This is a genomic window from Streptomyces sp. NPDC017520 (assembly GCF_044329855.1).
Classification (GTDB): domain Bacteria; phylum Actinomycetota; class Actinomycetes; order Streptomycetales; family Streptomycetaceae; genus Streptomyces.
The window spans coordinates 451,912-474,460 of sequence record NZ_JBIRKB010000001.1 but is presented as its reverse complement, the minus strand read 5'-3'; the positions used below and the strand labels follow the sequence as shown (position 1 = coordinate 474,460).

Annotated in this window: 20 protein-coding genes; all 20 read right to left on the bottom strand. The window is 69.8% G+C overall.

Translation table 11 applies throughout. The features are described 5' to 3' along the window. Window positions 1-41 precede the first annotated feature (41 nt). Window positions 42-1,484, bottom strand: a complete 1,443-nt coding sequence (gene atpD / locus ACH4KB_RS02135) for a F0F1 ATP synthase subunit beta (RefSeq protein ID WP_397921302.1) — start codon at window positions 1,482-1,484, stop codon at window positions 42-44. After that, window positions 1,484-2,401 carry a F0F1 ATP synthase subunit gamma gene (locus ACH4KB_RS02130; RefSeq protein ID WP_398062686.1) on the bottom strand — a complete coding sequence of 306 codons (918 nt, stop codon included), beginning with the start codon at window positions 2,399-2,401 and terminating at the stop codon, window positions 1,484-1,486. The genes atpD and ACH4KB_RS02130 overlap by 1 nt, the downstream gene beginning before the upstream one ends. 3 nt (window positions 2,402-2,404) lie before the next feature. Further along, window positions 2,405-3,976 (bottom strand): F0F1 ATP synthase subunit alpha, encoded by a 1,572-nt coding sequence (gene atpA / locus ACH4KB_RS02125; RefSeq protein WP_398062684.1) that lies wholly within the window; start codon window positions 3,974-3,976, stop codon window positions 2,405-2,407. Window positions 3,977-4,111: 135 nt separating this feature from the next. Continuing rightward, entirely contained in the window at window positions 4,112-4,927 is an 816-nt protein-coding gene (locus tag ACH4KB_RS02120; RefSeq protein ID WP_398062682.1) for a F0F1 ATP synthase subunit delta, read from the bottom strand. Then, on the bottom strand, window positions 4,924-5,460 hold the full coding sequence (locus ACH4KB_RS02115; protein WP_007447726.1) for a F0F1 ATP synthase subunit B: 537 nt from the start codon (window positions 5,458-5,460) through the stop codon (window positions 4,924-4,926). Before ACH4KB_RS02115 ends, ACH4KB_RS02120 begins: the two co-directional genes overlap by 4 nt. A 41-nt stretch (window positions 5,461-5,501) precedes the next feature. Next, entirely contained in the window at window positions 5,502-5,732 is a 231-nt protein-coding gene (gene atpE / locus ACH4KB_RS02110; RefSeq protein WP_007447723.1) for an ATP synthase F0 subunit C, read from the bottom strand. Window positions 5,733-5,819: 87 nt separating this feature from the next. Continuing rightward, on the bottom strand, window positions 5,820-6,653 hold the full coding sequence (gene atpB, locus ACH4KB_RS02105; protein WP_359761963.1) for a F0F1 ATP synthase subunit A: 834 nt from the start codon (window positions 6,651-6,653) through the stop codon (window positions 5,820-5,822). Between the two features lie 200 nt (window positions 6,654-6,853). Further along, on the bottom strand, window positions 6,854-7,294 hold the full coding sequence (locus tag ACH4KB_RS02100) for a hypothetical protein (protein ID WP_398062679.1): 441 nt from the start codon (window positions 7,292-7,294) through the stop codon (window positions 6,854-6,856). Window positions 7,295-7,561: 267 nt separating this feature from the next. Then, complete coding sequence (locus ACH4KB_RS02095) at window positions 7,562-8,950, bottom strand: MraY family glycosyltransferase (RefSeq protein WP_398062677.1); 1,389 nt, start codon at window positions 8,948-8,950, stop codon at window positions 7,562-7,564. Window positions 8,951-9,082: 132 nt separating this feature from the next. Then, on the bottom strand, window positions 9,083-10,363 hold the full coding sequence (glyA, locus tag ACH4KB_RS02090) for a serine hydroxymethyltransferase (RefSeq protein WP_398062675.1): 1,281 nt from the start codon (window positions 10,361-10,363) through the stop codon (window positions 9,083-9,085). Between the two features lie 150 nt (window positions 10,364-10,513). After that, window positions 10,514-11,155, bottom strand: a complete 642-nt coding sequence (locus ACH4KB_RS02085; RefSeq protein ID WP_398062673.1) for a protein-tyrosine-phosphatase — start codon at window positions 11,153-11,155, stop codon at window positions 10,514-10,516. Further along, the gene (locus tag ACH4KB_RS02080) at window positions 11,152-11,799 is read right to left on the bottom strand and encodes an L-threonylcarbamoyladenylate synthase (RefSeq protein WP_007447713.1); all 648 of its coding nucleotides are present in this window, start codon (window positions 11,797-11,799) and stop codon (window positions 11,152-11,154) included. The genes ACH4KB_RS02085 and ACH4KB_RS02080 overlap by 4 nt, the downstream gene beginning before the upstream one ends. 52 nt (window positions 11,800-11,851) lie before the next feature. Next, entirely contained in the window at window positions 11,852-12,697 is an 846-nt protein-coding gene (gene prmC, locus ACH4KB_RS02075; protein WP_073878327.1) for a peptide chain release factor N(5)-glutamine methyltransferase, read from the bottom strand. 46 nt (window positions 12,698-12,743) lie between these two features. Beyond that, the gene (prfA, locus tag ACH4KB_RS02070; RefSeq protein ID WP_274033348.1) at window positions 12,744-13,820 is read right to left on the bottom strand and encodes a peptide chain release factor 1; all 1,077 of its coding nucleotides are present in this window, start codon (window positions 13,818-13,820) and stop codon (window positions 12,744-12,746) included. Window positions 13,821-13,976: 156 nt separating this feature from the next. Continuing rightward, window positions 13,977-14,201 (bottom strand): 50S ribosomal protein L31, encoded by a 225-nt coding sequence (gene rpmE / locus ACH4KB_RS02065; protein WP_015611364.1) that lies wholly within the window; start codon window positions 14,199-14,201, stop codon window positions 13,977-13,979. Window positions 14,202-14,355: 154 nt separating this feature from the next. Then, window positions 14,356-15,459 carry an LCP family protein gene (locus tag ACH4KB_RS02060; RefSeq protein ID WP_398062670.1) on the bottom strand — a complete coding sequence of 368 codons (1,104 nt, stop codon included), beginning with the start codon at window positions 15,457-15,459 and terminating at the stop codon, window positions 14,356-14,358. A 272-nt stretch (window positions 15,460-15,731) separates the two neighbouring features. Then, window positions 15,732-17,459 carry a trypsin-like serine protease gene (locus ACH4KB_RS02055; RefSeq protein ID WP_398062668.1) on the bottom strand — a complete coding sequence of 576 codons (1,728 nt, stop codon included), beginning with the start codon at window positions 17,457-17,459 and terminating at the stop codon, window positions 15,732-15,734. Between the two features lie 245 nt (window positions 17,460-17,704). Then, window positions 17,705-19,759, bottom strand: coding sequence for a transcription termination factor Rho (rho, locus tag ACH4KB_RS02050; protein WP_398062666.1), 2,055 nt, complete (start codon window positions 19,757-19,759; stop codon window positions 17,705-17,707). 391 nt (window positions 19,760-20,150) lie between these two features. Beyond that, on the bottom strand, window positions 20,151-21,068 hold the full coding sequence (gene thrB, locus ACH4KB_RS02045) for a homoserine kinase (RefSeq protein WP_003966267.1): 918 nt from the start codon (window positions 21,066-21,068) through the stop codon (window positions 20,151-20,153). Window positions 21,069-21,478: 410 nt separating this feature from the next. After that, complete coding sequence (gene thrC, locus ACH4KB_RS02040) at window positions 21,479-22,549, bottom strand: threonine synthase (protein ID WP_398062664.1); 1,071 nt, start codon at window positions 22,547-22,549, stop codon at window positions 21,479-21,481.

Below are 22,549 nucleotides of genomic sequence, written 5' to 3'. Positions count from 1 at the left end.
GGGGGGCGGGACACACCCACCCCCCTCGGTGAGCCGGAGGCTCAGGAGACGCCGAGCTCCTTGGCCTTGGCCTTGAGGTCGTCCAGGCCACCGCACATGAAGAACGCCTGCTCGGGGAAGTGGTCGTAGTCCCCGTCGCAGATCGCGTTGAACGCGGAGATCGACTCGTCGAGCGGAACGTCCGAACCGTCCAGGCCGGTGAACTGCTTGGCGGCGTGGGTGTTCTGCGACAGGAAGCGCTCGACGCGACGGGCACGGTGGACAACGAGCTTGTCCTCCTCGCCCAGCTCGTCGATACCGAGGATCGCGATGATGTCCTGGAGGTCCTTGTACTTCTGGAGGATCCCCTTGACACGGCTGGCCGCGGCGTAGTGGTCCTGCGAGATGTAACGCGGGTCCAGGATGCGGGACGTGGAGTCCAGCGGGTCCACGGCCGGGTAGATGCCCTTCTCGGAGATCGGACGGGAGAGAACCGTCGTCGCGTCGAGGTGGGCGAACGTGGTGGCCGGGGCCGGGTCGGTCAGGTCGTCCGCGGGGACGTAGATCGCCTGCATCGAGGTGATCGAGTGACCACGCGTCGAGGTGATGCGCTCCTGGAGCACACCCATCTCGTCGGCCAGGGTCGGCTGGTAACCCACCGCGGACGGCATGCGGCCGAGCAGCGTGGAGACCTCGGAGCCGGCCTGCGTGAAGCGGAAGATGTTGTCGATGAAGAGCAGCACGTCCTGCTTCTGCACATCGCGGAAGTACTCCGCCATGGTCAGGGCGGACAGGGCCACGCGCAGACGCGTCCCCGGCGGCTCGTCCATCTGGCCGAAGACGAGCGCGGTCTTCTCCAGAACGCCCGACTCGGTCATCTCGTCGATGAGGTCGTTGCCCTCACGGGTGCGCTCACCGACACCGGCGAACACCGACACACCGTCGTGCAGCTTCGCCACACGCATGATCATTTCCTGGATGAGGACCGTCTTGCCGACGCCCGCACCACCGAACAGACCGATCTTGCCGCCCTTGACGTACGGGGTCAGCAGGTCGACGACCTTCAGGCCGGTCTCGAACATCTCGGTCTTCGACTCGAGCTGGTCGAAGGCCGGGGCCTTGCGGTGGATCGGCCAGCGCTCGGTGATCTGCGCCTCGGCCTCCGGCTCGTTCAGGATCTGACCGAGGGTGTTGAACACCTTGCCCTTGGTGATGTCACCGACGGGCACGGTGATGCCCTTGCCCGTGTCGGTCACCGCGGCCTGGCGGACCAGGCCGTCGGTGGGCTGCATCGAGATCGCACGGACCACGCCGTCACCCAGGTGCTGGGCGACTTCCAGGGTCAGCGTCTTGCGGGCGCCGTCCTCGGCGGGGTCCGCGACCTCGACGTGGAGGGCGTTGTAGATCTCCGGCATCGCGTCGACGGGGAACTCCACGTCGACGACCGGGCCGATGACCCGGGCGACGCGGCCCGTGGCAGCGGCCGTCTCAACTGTCGTCGTCATTACTTGTCACTCCCCGCGGTCGCGTCGGCCAGAGCACTGGCACCGCCGACGATCTCGCTGATTTCCTGGGTGATTTCGGCCTGTCGGGCCGCGTTGGCAAGCCGGGACAGGCTCTTGATGAGGTCCCCGGCGTTGTCGGTCGCCGACTTCATCGCGCGGCGGCGGGCAGCGTGCTCGGAAGCGGCCGCCTGCAGCAGTGCGTTGTAGATGCGGCTCTCGACGTAGCGCGGCAGAAGGGCGTCGAGGACGTCCTCGGCCGACGGCTCGAAGTCGAACAGCGGGAGGATCTCACCCTTGCGGGTGCTCTCCTCCGCCACCTCGTCGAGCGAAAGCGGCAGCATCCGGTCGTCGACCGCGTTCTGCGTCATCATCGACACGAATTCCGTGAAGACGATGTGCAGCTCGTCGACGCCGCCCTCGGCCGTGTCCTTCTGGATGGCCTCGATCAACGGGGCGGCGATGCTCTTGGCATCGCTGTACGCCGGGTTGTCGGTGAAGCCGGTCCAGGAGTCCTCGACCTTGCGCTCGCGGAAGCCGTAGTACGCGACACCCTTGCGGCCGACGATGTAGGTGTCGACCTCCTTGCCCTCGGAGGCAAGGCGCTCCCGCAGTCGCTCCGCGGCCTTGATGGCGTTGGAGGAGTAGCCGCCGGCCAGACCGCGGTCGCTCGTGACGAGCAGGACCGCGGCCCGGGTCGGGGTTTCGACCTCGGTGGTGAGCGGGTGCTTGGCGTTGGAGCCGGTCGCCACCGCGGTCACCGCACGGGTGAGCTCGGTCGCGTACGGCTTGGACGCCGCCACCTTGCGCTGTGCCTTGACGATGCGCGAGGCGGCGATCATCTCCATCGCCTTGGTGATCTTCTTGGTCGCGGTGACGGCTTGGATGCGGCGCTTGTAAACGCGAAGCTGAGCGCCCATCGATCAGCCCTCGCCCAGGAGCTTGCCGTCCGAGGTCTCGAACTGCTGCTTGAAGGCGGCGATCGCGTCGGCGATCGACTGCAGCGTGTCGTCGGACATCTTGCCGCCCTCGGCGATGCTGGTCAGGAGGTCCTTGCGCTCACGGCGCAGGAACTCCAGCAGCTCGCTCTCGAAGCGACGGATGTCCTCGACCGGGACCTCGTCCATCTTGCCCGTGGTACCGGCCCAGACCGAGACGACCTGCTCCTCCATCGGGAACGGGGCGTACTGCGGCTGCTTCAGCAGCTCGACCATGCGCTTACCGCGCTCCAGCGAGGCCTTCGAGGCCGCGTCCAGGTCGGAACCGAAGGCGGCGAACGCCTCCAGCTCGCGGTACTGGGCGAGGTCCACGCGAAGCCGGCCGGAGACCTGCTTCATGGCCTTGTGCTGGGCGGAGCCACCGACTCGGGAGACCGAGATACCGACGTTGAGCGCCGGACGCTGACCCGCGTTGAACAGGTCGGACTCCAGGAAGCACTGGCCGTCGGTGATGGAGATGACGTTGGTCGGAATGAACGCCGACACGTCGTTCGCCTTGGTCTCGACGATCGGGAGGCCCGTCATCGAACCGGCGCCCATCTCGTCGGAGAGCTTGGCGCAGCGCTCCAGCAGACGCGAGTGCAGGTAGAAGACGTCACCCGGGTAGGCCTCGCGGCCCGGCGGGCGGCGCAGCAGCAGGGACACGGCGCGGTAGGCGTCGGCCTGCTTCGAGAGGTCGTCGAAGATGATCAGGACGTGCTTGCCGGCGTACATCCAGTGCTGGCCGATGGCCGAACCGGTGTACGGGGCCAGGTACTTGAAGCCGGCCGGGTCGGACGCCGGGGCGGCGACGATGGTCGTGTACTCCAGCGCACCGGCCTCTTCGAGCGCACCACGCACGGAGGCGATGGTGGAACCCTTCTGACCGATGGCGACGTAGATGCAGCGCACCTGCTTGTTCACGTCGCCCGAGCGCCAGTTGTCGCGCTGGTTGATGATCGTGTCGACGGCCAGCGCGGTCTTACCCGTCTGACGGTCGCCGATGATCAGCTGACGCTGGCCGCGGCCGATCGGCACCATGGCGTCGACGGCCTTGTAGCCGGTCTGCATCGGCTCGTGCACCGACTTGCGGACCATGACGCCAGGGGCCTGCAGCTCGAGGGCGCGGCGGCTGTCGGTCTCGATCTCGCCGAGACCGTCGATCGGGTTGCCGAGCGGGTCGACGACGCGGCCGAGGTAACCCTCGCCGACGCCGACGGAGAGCACCTCACCGGTGCGCTGCACCGGCTGGCCCTCCTCGATACCGCTGAACTCGCCGAGGACGATCGCACCGATCTCGCGCTCCTCGAGGTTGAGGGCGAGACCGAGGGTGCCGTCCTCGAACTTCAGCAGCTCGTTCGCCATGGCGGAGGGAAGACCCTCCACCTTCGCGATGCCGTCGCCGGCAACGCTGACCGTACCGACCTCCTCGCGCGAGGCCGCGTCCGGCTGGTACGACTGGACAAAGTTATCCAGTGCGTCCCGGATCTCCTCCGGCCGGATCGTGAGCTCCGCCATCTGGGTTCCCTGCTCTCCTTGTTGGGCCCGAAGTTTCTTAAGGGGGTCTGGGGGCCGACCCCCAGGAATCTTCTGCAATTTCTGCACGGCCCAACCGGGCCGCTGGTCTTGCTTGTTCTTCTGCGCTGCGCTGTGTCAGCCGGCCATGCGCCGGGTCGCCTCTTCGAGGCGCTCCGCGACGGTGCCGTTGATGATCTCGTCACCGACGCGCACCGAGATCCCGCCGAGGACCGCGGGGTCCACGTCCAGGTTCAGGTGCATCGGCCGGCCGTAGAGCTTCGCCAGGGCGTCGCCCAGGCGCTGCTTCTGCCGGTCGCTGAGCGGCACCGCCGAGGTGACGACGGCGACCATGCGGTCCCGGCGCTCCGCGGCGAGCCTGGACAGCGAGTCCAGCCCTGCTTCCAGGCTACGTCCACGGGGCTGGGTGACCAGGCGGACGATGATCCGCTCGGTGACCGGCTGCGCCTTGCCGCCGAGCAGGCTGCGGAGCAGCTCGCCCTTGGCAGACGCCGTGGCCGTACGGCTGGTGAGCGCGGAGCGCAGCTCCTTGTCGGAGCCGACGATCCGGCCGAACCGGAACAGCTCGTCCTCGACGTCGTCGAGGCGGCCGCCGCGCTGGGCCGCGGTGAGGTCTGCGGTGTTCGCCAGCTCCTCGACCGAGTCCACCAGGTCACGCGACTGCGACCAGCGGGACCGGACCAGTCCGGAGACCAGGTCGACGGTCTCGCCGCCGACCTGCCCGCCGAGCAGGCGCGCGGCCAGCTCGGCCTTGCTCTCGCCGCTCTGGGCCGGGTCGGTGAGGACCCGGCGCAGGGACACTTCGCGGTGGAGCAGCGCCGTGACCGATGCCAGCTCCTCGGCGAGCTTCGCCGCGTCGACCGACGTGTTGTCGGTCAGCGCGTCGAGACGCTCGCGTGCGGCAGCCAGTGCTTCGCGGCTCGCGCTGTTCATCGGGCTGCCTCGGCCTTCGCCTCGAGCTCGTCGAGGAAACGGTCGACGGTGCCGCTCTGCCGGGCGTGGTCCTGGAGGGACTCGCCGACGAGCTTGCCGGCCAGGTCGGTGGCGAGCTTGCCCACGTCCTGACGCAGCGCCGAGGCAGCGGCCTTGCGGTCGGCCTCGATCTGGGTGTGGCCGGCGGCGATGATCTCTTCGCGCTGCCGCTGACCTTCCGCCTTCATCTCCTGGATGATGACGGCACCCTGCTCCTGCGCCTCCTGGCGCAGACGGGCGGCCTCGTGGCGGGCTTCGGCGAGCTGAGCCTTGTACTGCTCAAGAACGCTCTGGGCCTCGATCTGAGCCGATTCGGCCTTCTCGATACCACCTTCGATCGCCTCGCGACGCTCGTCCAGGACCTTGTTGATGGCCGGAAGGAGCTTCTTGTAGAAGGCGAAGAAGACGATGCTGAAGCAGATCAGGCCGATGACGATCTCGGGCCACACCGGGAACAGAGGGCTCTGCGCCTCCTCGGCTGCCAGGTACATCATGGTGGACCTTTCGTCGGAAACGTATCGGCAGGTCGCCTGGACTACTTCGGGTAGATGAAGGGGGCGACGAAGCCGATCAGGGCCAGGGCCTCGATGACCGCGAAGCCGAGCAGCATGTTCTGGCGGATCAGGCCGGCCGCCTCGGGCTGACGGGCGATGGCCTGCACACCGTTACCGAAGATGATGCCGATGCCGACGCCGGGGCCGATCGCCGCGAGGCCGTAACCGATGGTGCCGATGTTGCCCGTGACGGCTGCGAGAGTCTCAGACATGGATCTGTGATTCCTTCTCTTGAGTGGCCGGTGGAGATTGCATCCACCGGACGTCTAGGGGGTGTCCGGGCGGTGGCCCGGGAGTCCTCAGTGCGCTTCTTCGAGTGCCTGGGACAAGTACGTGGCGGTCAACACGGTGAACACGTACGCCTGGAGCGCCTGGATGAACATCTCGAAGACGGTCAGGGCGAGCGTCACAGCGAACGACGCGGTGGCGTACACCGTGCCGAGCACGGTGCCGAGCATGTACCACGTCGCGATCGTGAAGACCAGAATGAGGATGTGACCCGCGAACATGTTCGCGAAGAGTCGGACCGCCAGCGTGAAGGGTCGCACGAAGATGTTCGAGACGAACTCGATCGGCGTCAGGATCACGTAGATCGGCTTGGGCAGGCCGCTCGGTACGCACAGGTTACGGATACCGCCAACGAAACCGTTGTTCCGGAACGTCACCGACATGTAGACGACCCAGACCAGCAGCGCCAGTCCGACCGGGTAGGCGATGAGCGAGCTCACGGGGAACTGCGCGAGCGGGATGATCGCCCAGAGGTTCATCATCCAGACGAAGAAGAACAGCGACACCAGCAGCGGGACGAACGGCTCGCCCTTCTTACCGATGATCTCCTTGGCGATGCCCCGGTGCACGAAGTCGTAGAGCGCTTCGGCGACCATCTGCAGCTTGCCCGGAACGACCTTGGGCTTGGAGAAGCCCATCCAGAACAGGGTCAGGATCGCAATCGTTCCGATGATCGCCAGCAGCATCGGCTTGTTGAACTCGACCGGACCGATGGTGAAGATCGGGTCGAAGATGAACGACCACGCGCTCGGGGCTGGGAATCCGCACGAGCCCTGGAACAGGTGGCAGTCAACCTCGAAGGCGAGCGTCTGGGCGTCAGCAGTCACCAGGAGCTCCTTCTGCATGGCGCATGGATACGGCTACCTCGTTGTATCGGAGCGGCTGGCAGCCGCAGGTCGGCACCGGACTGGTTCTTACGGTGAGGAGGCGGCGGCCGGGCCCGAAGCCTCGCGATGAATCAGGCGACAGCCGTGTTGTCCGCGCCCGCAGTACCGCAACCGAGACCGGACGATAGCAGCATGTCGAACAGGGCTTTATCCCGGCCCTACTGGTCATGCTTCCCCTCGGTTCCACCCGGGGTCCTCCGGCTCTCCGCCTCCGGATCGACGTACAGGGTCTTGCTCCTGGCGTGCAGCACGGTCTGCGTGATGATCCACGCGATCACCGAGGCGACCAGCGTGAGGGCGAAGACCTGGAGATCGAAGAGCGACGTGTTCCTGATGCCCATGATGAGCACGAGCAGGAGCACGAGCTGGACCGAGTAGACCAGCAGCCCCATTCCCTGGAAGAGGTGTGGCATGGCCTTGGCGACCCACTGCAGCGCAAGCTGTCCGAGGGCCATGAAGAGAATGACCACCACGCAGCCCACTACGGCACCGATCGCCCCCTCGCCGCCGGCGAGCAGACCGCCGACAAGCGTGGCGACGGCTCCCACCGCGGCGGTGGGGGTGGCGATGCGCAGTAGTTCGCGCATGTCGGACTGCATGGCGGCAGCTCCACTGGTCTGAGGGGAGGAATGGGGCGTCGTCATGGACGAGCGTAGGCCCGGTCCGCGAGGCGGATTTTCGGGCCAATGGACCGTCCTGCAAGGGTCCTTCGGCTCCGTCACCGGGTCTCGTGAACGGTATCACAAACTATTTGATGAGGTCTTTACCTCAAAGGTGTGCCAACTGTCACACATGAGAGTTAACCCGCGCGTGTGTGCACGACAAGACGGCGCAATGTCTGGTAATGCACCGCGGGTTCCGAATCGTCAGCGCGAGGAGTCGACCGAGCGGCGATCCGCGAACCGCGAACGAGCGCCGATCGCGGTAGCGCCGTTGACGCCGGACACTCCGACCGCCACGGGAGCGCGTTCGTCGGCCTCCTCGCCCATCCGCGCGTCCGCCGAGCCCTGTTGGGCCCCGGAGGCCACGGGCACCGGCTTCTCCTCGTACGGGACGGCCGGATCCTCCTCCGCTCCGCGGTGGCGGTAGCGCGGCGGCACGAAGCGGTTGGCCCAGTGCGGGGCACGCGGGGTGAAGCGCGGCATCAGCAGCAGGACGAGGCCCACCGCGCTCGCCGCGATGATGACGAACACGATCCACGAGGACGCCGAGTGCACCGAGTAGCCGACGGCGCCGAAGGCGATGAGGGCCGACCAGAAGTACATGATCAGCACGGCCCGGCTGTGCGAGTGGCCGATCTCCAGCAGCCGGTGGTGCAGGTGGCCCCGGTCGGCGGCGAACGGCGACTGGCCGTTCCAGGTGCGACGGACGATGGCGAGGACCAGGTCGGCGGCCGGGATCGCGATGATCGTCAGCGGCAGCACCAGCGGGATGAAGACCGGGAGCAGCGCGTGGGTGGCCTCGCGCTCACTGCCCTCGAAGATCTTCATGAGGTCCGGGTCGACCTGGCCGGTGATCGAGATCGCGCCCGCCGCCAGCACCAGCCCGATCAGCATCGAGCCCGAGTCGCCCATGAAGATCCGCGCCGGATGCATGTTGTGCGGCATGAAGCCGAGGCACATCCCCATCAGGATCGCCGCGAACAGGGTCGCGGGGGCCGCCGCCTCGATGCCGTACCCCATCCAGAGGCGGTACGCGTACAGGAAGAACGCCGCCGACGCGATGCACACCATGCCCGCCGCGAGCCCGTCCAGGCCGTCGACGAAGTTGACCGCGTTGATCGTGATCACGACCAGCGCCACCGTGAGCAGCGTGCCCTGCCACTGGGTGAGGGCCACCGTGCCGACGCCGGGGATCGGCAGCCACAGGATCGTGAGCCCCTGGATGACCATGACGGCGGCGGCGATCATCTGGCCGCCGAGCTTGATCAGGGCGTCGATCTCGAACTTGTCGTCGAGGACGCCGATCAGCCAGATCAGGGCGGCTCCGGAGAGCAACGCCCTGGGCTCGTTGGAGAGTTCGAAGACACCCTGGAGATTGAAGAGGTGGTCCGCGACGATCAGCCCCGCGCAGAGTCCGCCGAACATGGCGATCCCACCGAGCCGGGGTGTCGGCTCACGGTGGACGTCGCGCGCACGGATCGCGGGCATCGCCCCGACCGCGATGGCGAACTTACGCACCGGTCCCGTCAGCAGATAGGTCACCGCTGCCGTGACACAGAGCGTCAGCAGGTAATCACGCACGGGCTGCCCCACAGAACTCGCCGGCCATCCAAAAACCACACCCTAGTCTCTAGAACGAGGACTCCACGGTACGGGTGATGGTTGCACAGGGTTCGTGTGCCCCGGATACGGCGGACTCCTCCGCTCCGCGTACCGCGGACTCCGCTACCCCGGATACGGCGGATGGCGCGCGGCCATCTCACGGACCTCCGCCGCGATCGGGCTCACGTCGCCCGGCTCCCGTACGGCCGCTCCGAACAGGGCCGCGATCCGGGCCATGTCCCCGTCGTCCAACCCCTGGGTGGTGACGGCGGCCGTGCCCAGGCGGATGCCCCGGGCGTCCCCGTACGGCAGTGCGCAGGTGTCCAGGACCACACCGGCCGCCGCCAGCCGCTCACGGGCGGTGCGGCCGTCGACGCCGAGCGGGGCCGGGTCCGCGACGACGATGTGGGTGTCCGTGCCGCCCGTGGTGACCTCGAAGCCCTCCGCCTCCAGGCCGGCGGCGAGCACCCGGGCACGGTCGACGACCTGGTGGGCGTAGCGGGTGTACGCGGGGGTCGCCGCCTCCCCGAACGCGACGGCCTTCGCCGCGACCGTGTGCATCTGCGCGCCACCCTGGGTGAACGGAAACACCGCCCGGTCGATCCGCTCGGCCAGCTCCGCGCCACAGAGGATCATGCCGCCGCGGGGACCGCGCAGCACCTTGTGCGTGGTGGCGCAGACCACGTCGGCGTACGGGACCGGGCTCGGCGCCGCTCCCCCGGCGATCAGCCCCATCGGATGGGCGGCGTCCACGATCAGGTACGCGCCCACCTCGTCGGCGATCTCACGGAACAGCTGGTAGTCGGGGTGGCGGGGGTAGGTGGTCGAGCCGCAGACGATCGCCCTGGGGCGGCGGGCGCGCGCCAGGGCGCGGAGCCGGGTGTAGTCGATCAGCCCGCTCGTAGGGTCGACCCCGTAGCCGACGAAGTCGAACCAGCGGCCGGAGAAGTTGCCCGGCGCCCCGTGGGTGAGGTGTCCCCCGTACGGGAGTCCCATCGCGAGGACCGTGTCGCCGGGGCGCAGCAGCGCGGCGTAGGCGGCGAGGACGGCCGAGGAGCCGGAGTGCGGCTGGACGTTGGCGTGTTCGGCGCCGAAGAGGGCGGTGGCCCGGCGGACCGCGACGCGTTCGGCGGCGTCCGCGTGCTCGCAGCCGCCGTGGTGGCGGGCGCCCGGGTACCCCTCGGCGTACTTGTTGGCGAGCGGGGAGCCGAGGGCGGCGAGGACCGCGGGCGACTGGAAGTTCTCGGCGGCGATCAGCTGGAGGGTGGTGGCCTGCCGGCCGCTCTCGGCGAGCAGGACCCCGGCGAGCTCCGGGTCCTGGCGGAGCAGGGCGCCGAAGTCCTGGGGCAGCGCGTCGGGCGCGGGCGACACGGCTGCGGGTACGGCGGGAGAGGTGACCGGCATGGGACGGCTCCGGGCCTGGAGGTGGGTACGCCGGCGAGGGGTGCCGGTGTCAGCTCCAATGTAGGCCGGGACCGGGCGCCGTGCCCGCTGTCGCGGCGTGCCGTACGCCGGTCGGCGCACCCGCCCCGGTACGGCGGGGGCAGCTCCCCTTCAGTGCGGGGCGGGTACGCCGGTGAGGGCGGTGACGACGGGGTCGAGCGCCTGGTTGATCTCGTCTCCGATGGAGCGGAAGAAGGTGATGGGGGCGCCGTAGGGGTCGAAGACCTCGTCCGCCTCGGCGGTCGGGGCCAGCAGCCAGCCGCGCAGCGCGGCGGCGGCGCGCACCAGGGCGCGGGCGCGCTCGACGACGCCCTCGTCGCGCGGGTCGGGCAGGGTGGCCGGGTCTATGGCCCGCACCAGCCGGGTGAACTCCTTGAGCGTGAAGGTGCGCAGGCCCGCGGAGTGGCCCATGGAGATGACCTGGGCGCGGTGGTCGCGGGTGGCGGTGAGGACCAGGTCGGCGCGGATCACGTGCTCGTCGAGCAGTTCGCGGCCGACGAAGCCGGTGGCGTCCGCGCCGAAGTCGGCGAGGACGATCTCGGCGTTGGCCTCCATGGGCGCGCCCTCGTGGCCCCAGGTGCCCGCGCTCTCCACGACGAGGCCGCCGCTGAGCGGGTCGCCGAGGCGGTCCACCAGGGCATGACGGGTCAGTCGCTCGGTGATCGGTGAGCGGCAGACGTTGCCGGTGCTGACGTGGAGGATGCGGAAGGTGTCGGTCCGCCCCGCTATGCCACGCCCCTCGGGGGCGGTCAATTGGCCACCTCGAGGTCGGGGACCACCTTGCGCAGCTCCTCGGCGGAGAGGGCGCCGGCGCGCAGCAGGACCGGGGTGGCGCCGGTGACGTCGACGATCGAGGACGGCACGATGCCGGGCGTCGGGCCGCCGTCGAGGTAGACGGAGACGGAGTCCCCGAGCATCCCCTGGGCGGCGTCGCAGTCCTCGGGCGAGGGGTGTCCGGTGAGGTTGGCGCTGGAGACGGCCATCGGGCCGACCTCGGTGAGCAGCTCGATGGCGACCGGGTGCAGGGGCATCCGGATGGCGACGGTGCCGCGGGTGTCGCCGAGGTCCCACTGGAGGGAGGGCTGGTGCTTGGCGACGAGGGTGAGGGCGCCGGGCCAGAAGGCGTCGACGAGCTCCCAGGCCTCCTCGGAGAAGTCGGTGACCAGGCCGTGCAGCGTGTTCGGTGAGCCGATGAGGACGGGGGTGGGCATGTTGCGGCCCCGGCCCTTGGCGTCCAGCAGGTCCGCGACGGCCTCCGAGGTGAAGGCGTCCGCACCGATCCCGTACACGGTGTCGGTGGGCAGCACGACCAGTTCGCCCCGGCGGACGGCCGATGCGGCCTCGCGCAGGCCCGTGGTCCGGTCGGTGGCGTCGTTGCAGTCGTATCGCCGAGCCATCAGCCGGCCTCCTGGAGCGGGTACGGGTACGGGTGGTGGTGTTGGGGGCCGGTCACGGCATGGCCTTGCGGGCGGTGGCGAACCGGGGGCGCTTGTTCAGGTCGGGGTGGTCGGCGGCGTCCGCCCAGCCCCGCTCCTCGGTGAAGATCCACGGCACCTGGCCGCCCTGGGTGTCGGCGTGCTCGATGACGACGAGGCCGCCGGGGCGCAGCAGGCGGTGGGCGGTGCGTTCGATGCCGCGGATGGTGTCGAGGCCGTCCTCGCCGGAGAACAGGGCCATCTCCGGGTCGTGGTCGCGGGCCTCGGGGGCGACGTACTCCCATTCGGTGAGCGGGATGTACGGCGGGTTGGAGATGACCAGGTCGACCTGGCCGTCGAGCTCGGGAAGGGCGCTCAGGGCGTCTCCCTTGTGCACGGTGACCCTGGACCCCTCGGCGTTCTTCCGCGTCCACCTGAGCGCGTCCTCGGACAGCTCCACGGCGTGGACCCGCGAGCGGGGGACCTCCTGCGCCATGGCGAGCGCGATGGCGCCCGATCCGGTGCAGAGGTCGACGACGACGGGCTCGACGACGTCCATCGCGCGCACCGCGTCTATGGCCCAGCCGACGACGGACTCGGTCTCCGGGCGGGGCACGAAGACGCCGGGTCCGACCTGGAGCTCCAGGTAGCGGAAGAAGGCGCGGCCGGTGATGTGCTGGAGCGGTTCGCGGGCCTCGCGGCGGGCGATCGTCTCCCAGTACCGGGCGTCGAAGTCGGTGTCGGGCACCGTGTGCAGCGCGCCCCGCTTCACCCCGTGGACGAAGGCCGCGAGTTCCTCGGCGTCGAATCGCGGTGAGGGGACACCGGCGTCGGCCAGCCGCTGGGTGGCCTGGGCCACCTCGGCGAGCAGCAGGTTCATCGCGGATCTCCGTAGGGGTTACGGGTGTGCGGGGCGGGCGGGTCGCTTACGCGTTGGCGAGCTTGGCGGCGGAGTCGGCGTCGACGCACGCCTGGATGACGGCGTCCAGCTCTCCGTCGAGCACCTGGTCCAAGTTGTACGCCTTGAAGCCGACGCGGTGGTCCGAGATGCGGTTTTCCGGGAAGTTGTACGTCCGGATCTTCTCGGAGCGGTCGACGGTGCGGACCTGGCTGCGGCGTACGTCGGAGGCCTCCTGCTCGGCGGCCTCCTGGGCGGCGGCCAGCAGCCGGGAGCGCAGGATGCGCATGGCCTGCTCCTTGTTCTGGAGCTGGCTCTTCTCGTTCTGGCAGGAGGCGACGACGCCGGTGGGCAGGTGCGTGATGCGGACGGCGGAGTCGGTCGTGTTGACGGACTGGCCGCCGGGGCCCGAGGAGCGGTAGACGTCGATGCGCAGGTCGTTGGCGTGGATCTCGACGTCGACCTCCTCGGCCTCGGGGGTGACGAGCACGCCCGCGGCGGAGGTGTGGATGCGGCCCTGGGACTCGGTGGAGGGCACGCGCTGCACGCGGTGCACGCCGCCCTCGTACTTCATCCGGGCCCAGACGCCCTGGCCGGGCTCGGTGGCGCCGTTGCCGCCCTTGGTCTTCACGGCGACCTGCACGTCCTTGTAGCCGCCGAGCTCGGACTCGGTGGAGTCGATGATCTCGGTCTTCCAGCCGACGCGCTCGGCGTAGCGCAGGTACATGCGCAGCAGGTCGCCCGCGAACAGGGCGGACTCGTCGCCGCCGGCGCCCGCCTTGATCTCCAGGAGCACGTCCTTGTCGTCGCTGGGGTCGCGCGGGACGAGGAGGAGGCGGAGCTTCTCGGTGAGCTCTTCGCGCTGCTTCTCCAGGTCCTTGACCTCGGCGGCGAAGTCGGGGTCGTCCGCGGCGTACTCGCGCGCGGTCTCGATGTCCTCGCCGGTCTGCTTCCAGGTCCGGTACGTGGAGACGATCGGGGTCAGCTCCGCGTAGCGCTTGTTCAGCTTGCGCGCGTTGGCCTGGTCGGCGTGGACCGACGGGTCGGCGAGCTTCTTCTCGAGACCGGTGTGTTCACCGATCAGTTCCTCGACCGCCTCGAACATTCGGGGGCTCCTGGTTGGTTGTGCGTCTGCGGGCCTGCTGGAGGGCGTACTGCCCGGTGGGGCGTCCGGCGGGGGTTCCCCCGGGCGCCCGATCGGAAAAAACGCCGGTTCCGACGCCCCCGGGAAGAGGACGCCGAGAACCGGCGCAGTGGCTCGCTACTTGCTGGCGGAGCCGGCAGCCTTGCCGAAGCGGGCCTCGAAGCGGGCCACGCGGCCGCCGGTGTCGAGGATCTTCTGCTTGCCCGTGTAGAACGGGTGGCACTCGGAGCAGACGTCGGCGCGGATGGCGCCGCTGTCGATGGTGCTCCGGGTGGTGAACGACGCACCGCAGGTGCAGCTGACCTGCGTCTCGACGTACTCGGGGTGGATGTCGCGCTTCAAGGTGTCTCCTAGTTTCGGGAGGGCGCCGGGTCGTCCGCGCGGATTGCGCGGCCGTGAACCGGGGCCGACGTACCAGTCTGCCAGGACCGGCCGTATCTCCCAAAACCGGGGGCGGGGCGCAGGTATTCCCCGACGGAGCGTGACGGGTGCGTGGCTACTCGACGACCTCGGCGGCGTCGCCCTTGTCGCCGGCCGACTTCTCGGTGGCGGAGGCGGGAATCGGCCGGTCGTGCTTGAGGGCGGCCCAGACCTGCCGGCCGGCCTTCTCCTGCGGCAGGACCCGGTTCGGGTCGGCCGGGTCGTATTCCACGGGCAGGGTCACCATGTGGACGTTCTTGGCGTTCAGCCCCTTGAGGCCGCCCGCGAAACCGGTGAGCTTCTTGACGGAGCCGAGCCCGGAGTCGGTGGTGACGGCCTTGGTGGCGGCATCCGCGAGGCCGTAGAGCTTGGTGGGGCTGGTGAGCACCCCGACGCTCTTCGCCTGCTCCATCAGCGCCTTGACGAACGCCTGCTGGAGCTGGATGCGCCCGAGGTCGCTGCCGTCGCCGACGCTCTTGCGCGTACGGACGAGGCCGAGGGACTCCTCGCCGTTCAGCGTGTGGGTGCCCGGCTCCAGGTCCAGGTGGCTCTTGGAGTCGTCGATCGCGGTCTTCGTGGTGATCTCCACGCCGCCGAGCTCGTCGATGAGCTCCTTGAAGCCGGTGAAGTCGACTTCCAGGTAGTGGTCCATGCGGATGCCGGACATCGACTCGACGGTCTTCACCGCGCAGGCGGGCCCGCCGACCTCGTAGGCGGTGTTGAACATCGTCCGGTGCTCGGCGGGGACCTCGTCGCCGGTGGTGTCGCTCTCGCAGGCGGGGCGCTCGATCAGGGTGTCGCGGGGTATCGAGACGACGCTCGCGGACTTGTGGCCCTTGTCGATGTGCATGACCATCGCCGTGTCGGAGCGGGCCGCGCCCTCGTCCTCGCCGTACTTCCCGTTGTCGCCGGAGCGCGAGTCGGAGCCCAGCACCAGGATGTCCTGCGAGCCGTCGTCCACGTCGTCGGGACGGTCGGTGCCGAGCTTGGCGTCGATGTCGATGCTGGAGAGGTTGCCGTCGAGCGCCAGGTAGGCGTATCCGAGTCCGGCTCCGCCGACGACCACGACACCCGCCGCCGTCCAGGCCGCGACGACCTTGGCACGGTGCCGGCGGGACGGCTTCCTCCGTCGGCTGCCGGTGCCGCGTATGCGGCCGGTGCTCCTGCTCTGCTCGCTCACGCGTCTCCTCGTCACTCCTGTTGCCCGTCTGCCCCCTGCCGTGGTGTTCCACGCGCGGTCGGCCTCTCCTGGTGGGACGGCCGAAGCAGCAAGAAGGGTTGCATACGCGCCTGTGGCCCCCGTCGGGGGACGGGGGCCACAGGACGCTCGGGCGAACGGGCCGTGAGGCGGCGTTCACCTGGGGTTTCGTGCTCGGTACAGCGATGCGCCGGGCGGCCCGCCGACCGGGGCCGGTGTGGCCAAGGTCTCGGGCCGGCCGACGTCGGCCGGGATCAGCCGAAGAGGTTGAATCCGTTCCAGCCGGTGCCGGCCTTCAGCTTCGGCCCGAAGGGCTTGGTGGCCGAACCGCTGGTCGGGTAGAACCACATCACGCCGGCGCTGTCGCGGACGGTGAGGTCCGCCTTGCCGTCACCGGTGTTGTCCCCGGTGGCGACGTAGGCCGAGAAATACCAGCCGGTGCCGACCAGGACCTTGTTGGCGAACGGCGAGGCGACGTTGTGACGGCCGGCGTAGAGCCACAGCTGGCCCTGTCCGTCACGGGCCAGCAGGTCCGGGATGCCGTCACCGCTGTAGTCGCCCTTGCCGAACAGCTTCAGCGATCCCCATCCGGAGCCCGCCGTGACCTTGGCGGCGAAGGTGCCGTCGCCGCGGCCCGGGTAGGTGACGAGGGTGCCCGTGCTGTCGATGCCGACGAGGTCGGGGTTGCCGTCCCCGGTGACGTCGCCGGGGAAGAGGATGTTCTTGAACGACGACCAGCCGGTGCCGATCCTCTTCTCGGCCCAGTCCGAGCCGTCGAAGTAGGACCAGTACAGGTCGTTGCCGACGCGGTAGATGTAGTCCTGGTAGAAGTCGCGGTCCCAGTCGACCTGACGCACCAGGTTGGCCGCGCCCCAGTTGCCGAGGGCCGCCGGCGCCGTGAACGCCTTGCCGTTCGAGTAGTACTCGAAGGCCTCGCCCTTCGACTGCCGGGCGAACAGGTCCGCCGTGGTGTCGAAGTTGAGGTTGGCGTCGTCGATCCGGGGGTTGATCTGCCCGAAGAACGAGCTGACCTTGGAGTAGACGCTGTACGCGCCGGTGGCGACGCAGTCCCTGACGCCCCACGAAACGACGCCCGCGATACGGCCGTTGACCACGAGCGGACCACCGGAGTCGCCGTTGCACGGCGATACGGTGCCCTCGTCCTGGCCCGCCGCGGGTACTCCGGCACACGTCATCTTCCCGGCCGTGAACTCGGAGCCGTAGAAGGAGGCGCAGGTGGAGTCGGCGTTGATGGGCACCGTGGCCTTGCGCAGCGTCGGCGAGATGGCCTCGCTGGTGGAGCTGGTGCGGCCCCAGCCGTAGACGGTGGCGCGGGTGCCTTGCTTGTACAGCGCCGTCTCGGCGCCGGAGGCCGGCTGGAGCGTCTTGTACGGGAGGGCCGCGCCCAGCGTCAGCACGGCGACGTCGCTGCTCAACGCGACGTCGTCGTAAGCGGGGTGGACCCACTGACGCCAGACTCCGACGGCCTGGCCGCCGTTCAGGTCATTGCCGACCGGGAGCTTGGCGGTGCCCCCCAGGACAGCACCGTTCTTGTTCCAGTCCAGTCCGTCCACGCAGTGCGCGGCGGTCAGGACCTTGGCGGGCGCGACGAGCGTGCCACCGCAGAAGTAGCTCTCGTCGTCCGCGGTGCCGGAGGTTCCCTTGTCGTCGTAGTAGTGCAGCTGCACCATCCACGGCGCCTCGGAGATCAGGGCTTCGGACCCCCCGATGATCTTCGGATCGGCGGTGCGCTCCGGCGCCGGTTCCGTCGTTCCGCCGGGCGCGGGCGCACCCGACTCGCCCTCCGCCAGCTTGGCGGCCGATCCCTTGACGGTGTCGAGCAGTTCGGCCTGCGGTACGTCGGACCGCGCCTGGGTGTTCTGCTTGCCCGGAAGCGGGACCGTGTCCGCGGCCTGCGCGGGAACGGAGGCGAGCGCCCCGGCTCCCAGAGCGAGCACGGCAGTCGCCACGGGGAGGGTCATGAACGCCCTCCGTCTGCCAGATGTCACAGGACTCCCCTCGATGAACACGGCGCACCTCGGTGGCGGCGCCGTGTACGTGCATGCGAAGGAGAGAGTTCTCCCCACTGGAGACATCACAGTGGGCGTATAGAAAATACGTTCCCCCCCACCTACTGCCGCTGATCGTATAACGCGAAAACGCCCTCGTCACCGGGGTAACGGGGCGCTTTCGCGGAACAACGGAACAGCGGAACAGCGGAAGAACGTCAGTCGTTGCCGTTTCCGCTGCCCGGCGTCGTCTTCTGGATCTGGAGCAGGAACTCCGCGTTGGACTGGGTCTTCTTCATCCGGTCCAGGAGGAGCTCGATCGCCTGCTGCTGGTCGAGCGCGTGCAGCACCCGGCGCAGCTTCCAGACGACCGCCAGCTCGTCGGTGCCGAGCAGGATCTCTTCCTTGCGGGTGGAGGACGCGTCGACGTCCACCGCCGGGAAGATACGCTTGTCCGAGAGCTTCCGGTCGAGCTTGAGCTCCATGTTGCCGGTGCCCTTGAACTCCTCGAAGATCACCTCGTCCATGCGCGAGCCGGTCTCGACGAGCGCGGTGGCGAGGATGGTCAGCGAGCCGCCGTCCTCGATGTTGCGCGCGGCGCCGAAGAAGCGCTTCGGGGGGTAGAGCGCGGTCGAGTCGACACCACCGGACAGGATGCGGCCGGAGGCCGGCGCCGCGAGGTTGTACGCGCGGCCCAGACGGGTGATCGAGTCGAGCAGGACGACCACGTCGTGACCCAGCTCGACGAGACGCTTGGCGCGCTCGATGGCCAGCTCGGCGACGGTGGTGTGGTCCTCGGCGGGACGGTCGAAGGTCGAGGAGATGACCTCGCCCTTCACCGACCGCTGCATGTCGGTGACCTCTTCCGGACGCTCGTCGACCAGGACGACCATCAGGTGGCACTCGGGGCTGTTGACCGTGATCGCGTTGGCGATGGCCTGGAGGATCATGGTCTTGCCGGTCTTCGGCGGGGCCACGATGAGCCCGCGCTGCCCCTTGCCGATCGGGGCCACCAGGTCGATGATCCGCGTCGTCAGGATGTTGGAGTCGGTCTCCAGACGGAGCCGGTCCTGCGGGTAGAGCGGGGTCAGCTTCTGGAACTCGGGGCGGCCGCGGCCCGACTCCGGGGCCATGCCGTTGACCGAGTCGAGGCGGACCAGCGCGTTGAACTTCTCGCGCCGCTCGCCGTCCTTGGGCTGGCGCACCGCGCCGGTGACGTGGTCGCCCTTGCGCAGGCCGTTCTTGCGGACCTGGGCGAGCGAGACGTACACGTCGTTCGGGCCCGGCAGGTAGCCGGAGGTCCGGATGAACGCGTAGTTGTCGAGGATGTCCAGGATGCCCGCGACGGGGATCAGGACGTCGTCGTCGGCCACCTGCACATCGCTGGCGAAGTCGTCGCGTCCGCGACGGCCACGGCGGTCGCGGTAGCGGCCGCGACGGCCGCGACGGCCGCCCGCCTCGTCGTCGAAGTCGTCCTGCGGACCGTTGTCACGGTTCTGCTGGCCCTGCCCCTGACCGCCGCCGCCCTGGCCCTGGCGCTGCGGGCGCTGCCCGCCGCCGCCCTGCTGGCCCTGGTCGTCGCCCTTGCCGCGGCGGTCGCGCTGACGCTCACGACGCTCACCGCGCTCACCGCGGTCGCCCCGCTCACCGCGGCCCTGACGGTCGCCGCGACGGCCCTCGGCCGTGTCGGCCGCCGCCTCGGCCCTGGCGTCGCCCTTCGGCTCGCCCCGCTCCTCGGTCTTCTGCTCGGCCTGGGGCTCCGCCTTGGCCTTGACCTCGGTCTTCGCCTCGGTCTTGGTGTCGGGGCTGCCCGCCTGCGCGGTCGCACGACGGCGACGACGCTCGCCCGCGGGCTGGTCGTCGCTGGCCGGCTGACCGGGGATGTCGATCTGCTGCTGGGCCGTGTCCTTCTCGGCGGTGGCAGCGGCGGCCTCGTCCCCGGTGCGCGCCTTCGAGGTCGCGCGGCGCTTCGGCTTGCTCTCCGCCTCGGCGGGGGCCTCTGCGGCCTTGGAGGAGGCCTTGGGGGCGGCGGATCCGCCGCCGGCCTGCGCCTCCTTGATGACCTCGATCAGCTGGCTCTTGCGCATCCGCGCAGTGCCCCTGATGCCGAGGCCGGACGCGACCTGCTGCAGCTCGGCCAGGACCATGCCCTCGAGGCCGGTGCCGGAGCGGCGGCGCCGTGCGGTGGTGCCAGTGGCAGCACCTTCGGCGGGCGCGGCGCTGTCGACGCTCTTGTCGGCAGTCACGCCCATCAGATCGGTGGTGTCGCTCACGAAGGGTCCTTCCCTGGAGCGGACGTCGGCCTTCTGGCTCGGCGACCGGTTGTGCTGTCCGACTGCGGTCTGTTGATCTTGCTGGATCGCGGACCTTGCCGGGGCGGTGGTCCGCCGGGTGTACGGCGGAGAGATGAACGTGCGGGGTCCGGCGCGAGATCCCCCTGCTCGGCCCACTCCTGGACGAGCGAGGGGTGTCGTGCCGGTTCCGGAGCGTGCTCGAAACTGCTCAGGCAGGCTGCTCAGGCAGTTGGGGAGGCTCCCGGAAGAATGGTGGTCCCGGAGGGGGACACGAAGCAACGCGCCTCAAAGACGTCGGTTGCAGACTTGAGGTTAACACTACCGGCTCCAACAAACATTCCCCCTCTCGCTCACCGGTAATCACATGCGGTTACGCGGCCAGCGGCAGCACACTGGCGCCCGTCGCGTCGAGGGCCAGCCGGTTCGCCGCCCAGCCCTCCCCCGCCAGTCGGGCCACCTTGTCGGCCGAGCCCTCCTCCGTCAGCGCGAGGACCGTGGGTCCCGCGCCGGAGATGACCGCGGGCACGCCGTCGGCGCGCAGGCGGTTGACCAGTTCCACGCTCTCCGGCATGGCGGGGCCCCGGTACTCCTGGTGGATCCGGTCCTCGGTGGCGGCGAGCAGCAGCTCCGGGCGGCGGGTCAGGGCCTCGACGAGCAGGGCCGCCCGGCCGGCGTTGAGGGCCGCGTCGACGTGCGGGACGGTGCGCGGGAGCAGGCCGCGCGCCGTCTCGGTGAGCACCGGGCGCCCCGGTACGAAGACCACCGGGACGACGGACTCGGCGGGGTCCATCCGGATCGCCCGGGCAGCGCCGCCGTCCATCCAGGCGAGCGTGAAGCCGCCGAGCAGACAGGCCGCGACGTTGTCGGGGTGTCCCTCGATCTCGGTCGCCAGCTCCAGCAGGGCCGCGTCGTCGAGGCGGGCGTCGCCGCCCGTCGTCACGGCGCGGGCGGCGACGATTCCGGCGCAGATGGCGGCGGAGGAGGAGCCGAGGCCGCGGCCGTGCGGGATGCGGTTGGCACAGACGATCTCCAGCCCGCGGGGCTGGCCGCCGAGCAGGTCGAACGCGGTGCGCAGGGAGCGCACGAGCAGGTGGCTCTCGTCGCGGGGCAGCGTGTCGCTGCCCTCACCTGCGATGTCGATGTGCAGCCCGGAGTCGGCGACCCGGACGACGACGTCGTCGTACAGCCCCAGCGAGAGGCCCAGGGCGTCGAAACCCGGCCCCAGGTTGGCGCTGGTTGCGGGGACGCGCACCCTGACGGCGGCGGCTCGGAACGCGGGACCGGCCATCGGTCGGACCACTCCTTGTAAGGCGGCGGGGATGCAGTGCGGGTGGCTCTGCGGCGGCGGGGCGTGAGGCGGTGCTGAGGGGTGGTGTTCAGGGTGGGGGCGATCGGCGGGGGTCATGGCGGTGGGGGTCGCGGCTGTGCGGAGGGCTCCGAATCGATGCGGGAATCCGGCGACCGGCCCGACGGCCGCGACGGGGACCGCAGGCGTGGCGGTCCGGCGGGCGGATGCCGGGCGGATGGGGTACAGCTTATCGAAGGAAGGTTCTGTGGCGACATAGGGCGCACAGGAGGCGCACGATGCGTGTCGCCCGCCTCCCATGCGCTCTCGCCCCGGAAAGGGGCTGGTTGGGCGGGTTGTCGCGGTTTCCCGGACCGGCCGTGGCGCGTGCCGACGGCCGGCCCGGGACCGGATCAGACGAGGCCGAGCTTCTCGGCGGCGGTGGCCGCGTCGACCGGGACGGTGACCGGCTGCGGTGCGCCCGCGACGGCCCAGTCGGGGTCCTTGAGGCCGTTGCCGGTGACCGTGCAGACGATGCGCTGGCCGGGGTCGACCTTGCCCTCCTCGGCCGCCTTGAGCAGGCCGGCGACGGAGGCGGCCGACGCGGGCTCCACGAAGACGCCCTCCTGGGAGGCCAACAGCCGGTAGGCGGAGAGGATCTGCCGGTCCGTCACCTCGTCGATGAAGCCGCCCGACTCGTCGCGTGCGGCCAGTGCGTAGTCCCAGGAGGCCGGGTTGCCGATACGGATCGCGGTGGCGATGGTGGAGGGGTCCTTGACGACCTCGCCGCGCACGATGGGCGCGGAGCCGGAGGCCTGGAAGCCCCACATGCGCGGGGAGCGGGTCGAGACCGCGTCACCGGCGTACTCGGTGTATCCCTTCCAGTACGCGGTGATGTTGCCCGCGTTTCCGACCGGCAGGACGTGGATGTCGGGGGCGTCCCCGAGCGCGTCGACGATCTCGAACGCGGCGGTCTTCTGGCCTTCGATACGGACCGGATTGACCGAATTGACCAGCGCCACCGGGTAGTTGTCCGAGAGCGAGCGGGCCAGGGTCAGGCAGTCGTCGAAGTTGCCGTCGACCTGGAGGATCTTGGCGCCGTGCACGAGCGCCTGGCCCATCTTGCCGAGCGCGATCTTGCCCTGCGGTACGAGGACGGCGCAGACCATCCCAGCGCGCACGGCGTACGCCGCGGCGGAGGCCGAGGTGTTGCCGGTGGAGGCGCAGATGACGGCCTTCGCCCCCTCCTCCTTGGCCCGGGTGATGGCCATGGTCATGCCGCGGTCCTTGAACGAACCGGTGGGGTTGGCGCCCTCGACCTTGAGGTGCACCTCGCAGCCCGTGCGCTCGGAGAGGACCTGCGCCGGAACGAGCGGCGTACCGCCCTCGCGAAGCGTGACGACCGGCGTCGTGCTCGTGACCGGAAGCCGGTCCCGGTACTCCTCGATGATGCCGCGCCACTGGTGGGTGCCCTTGCTGGTCAT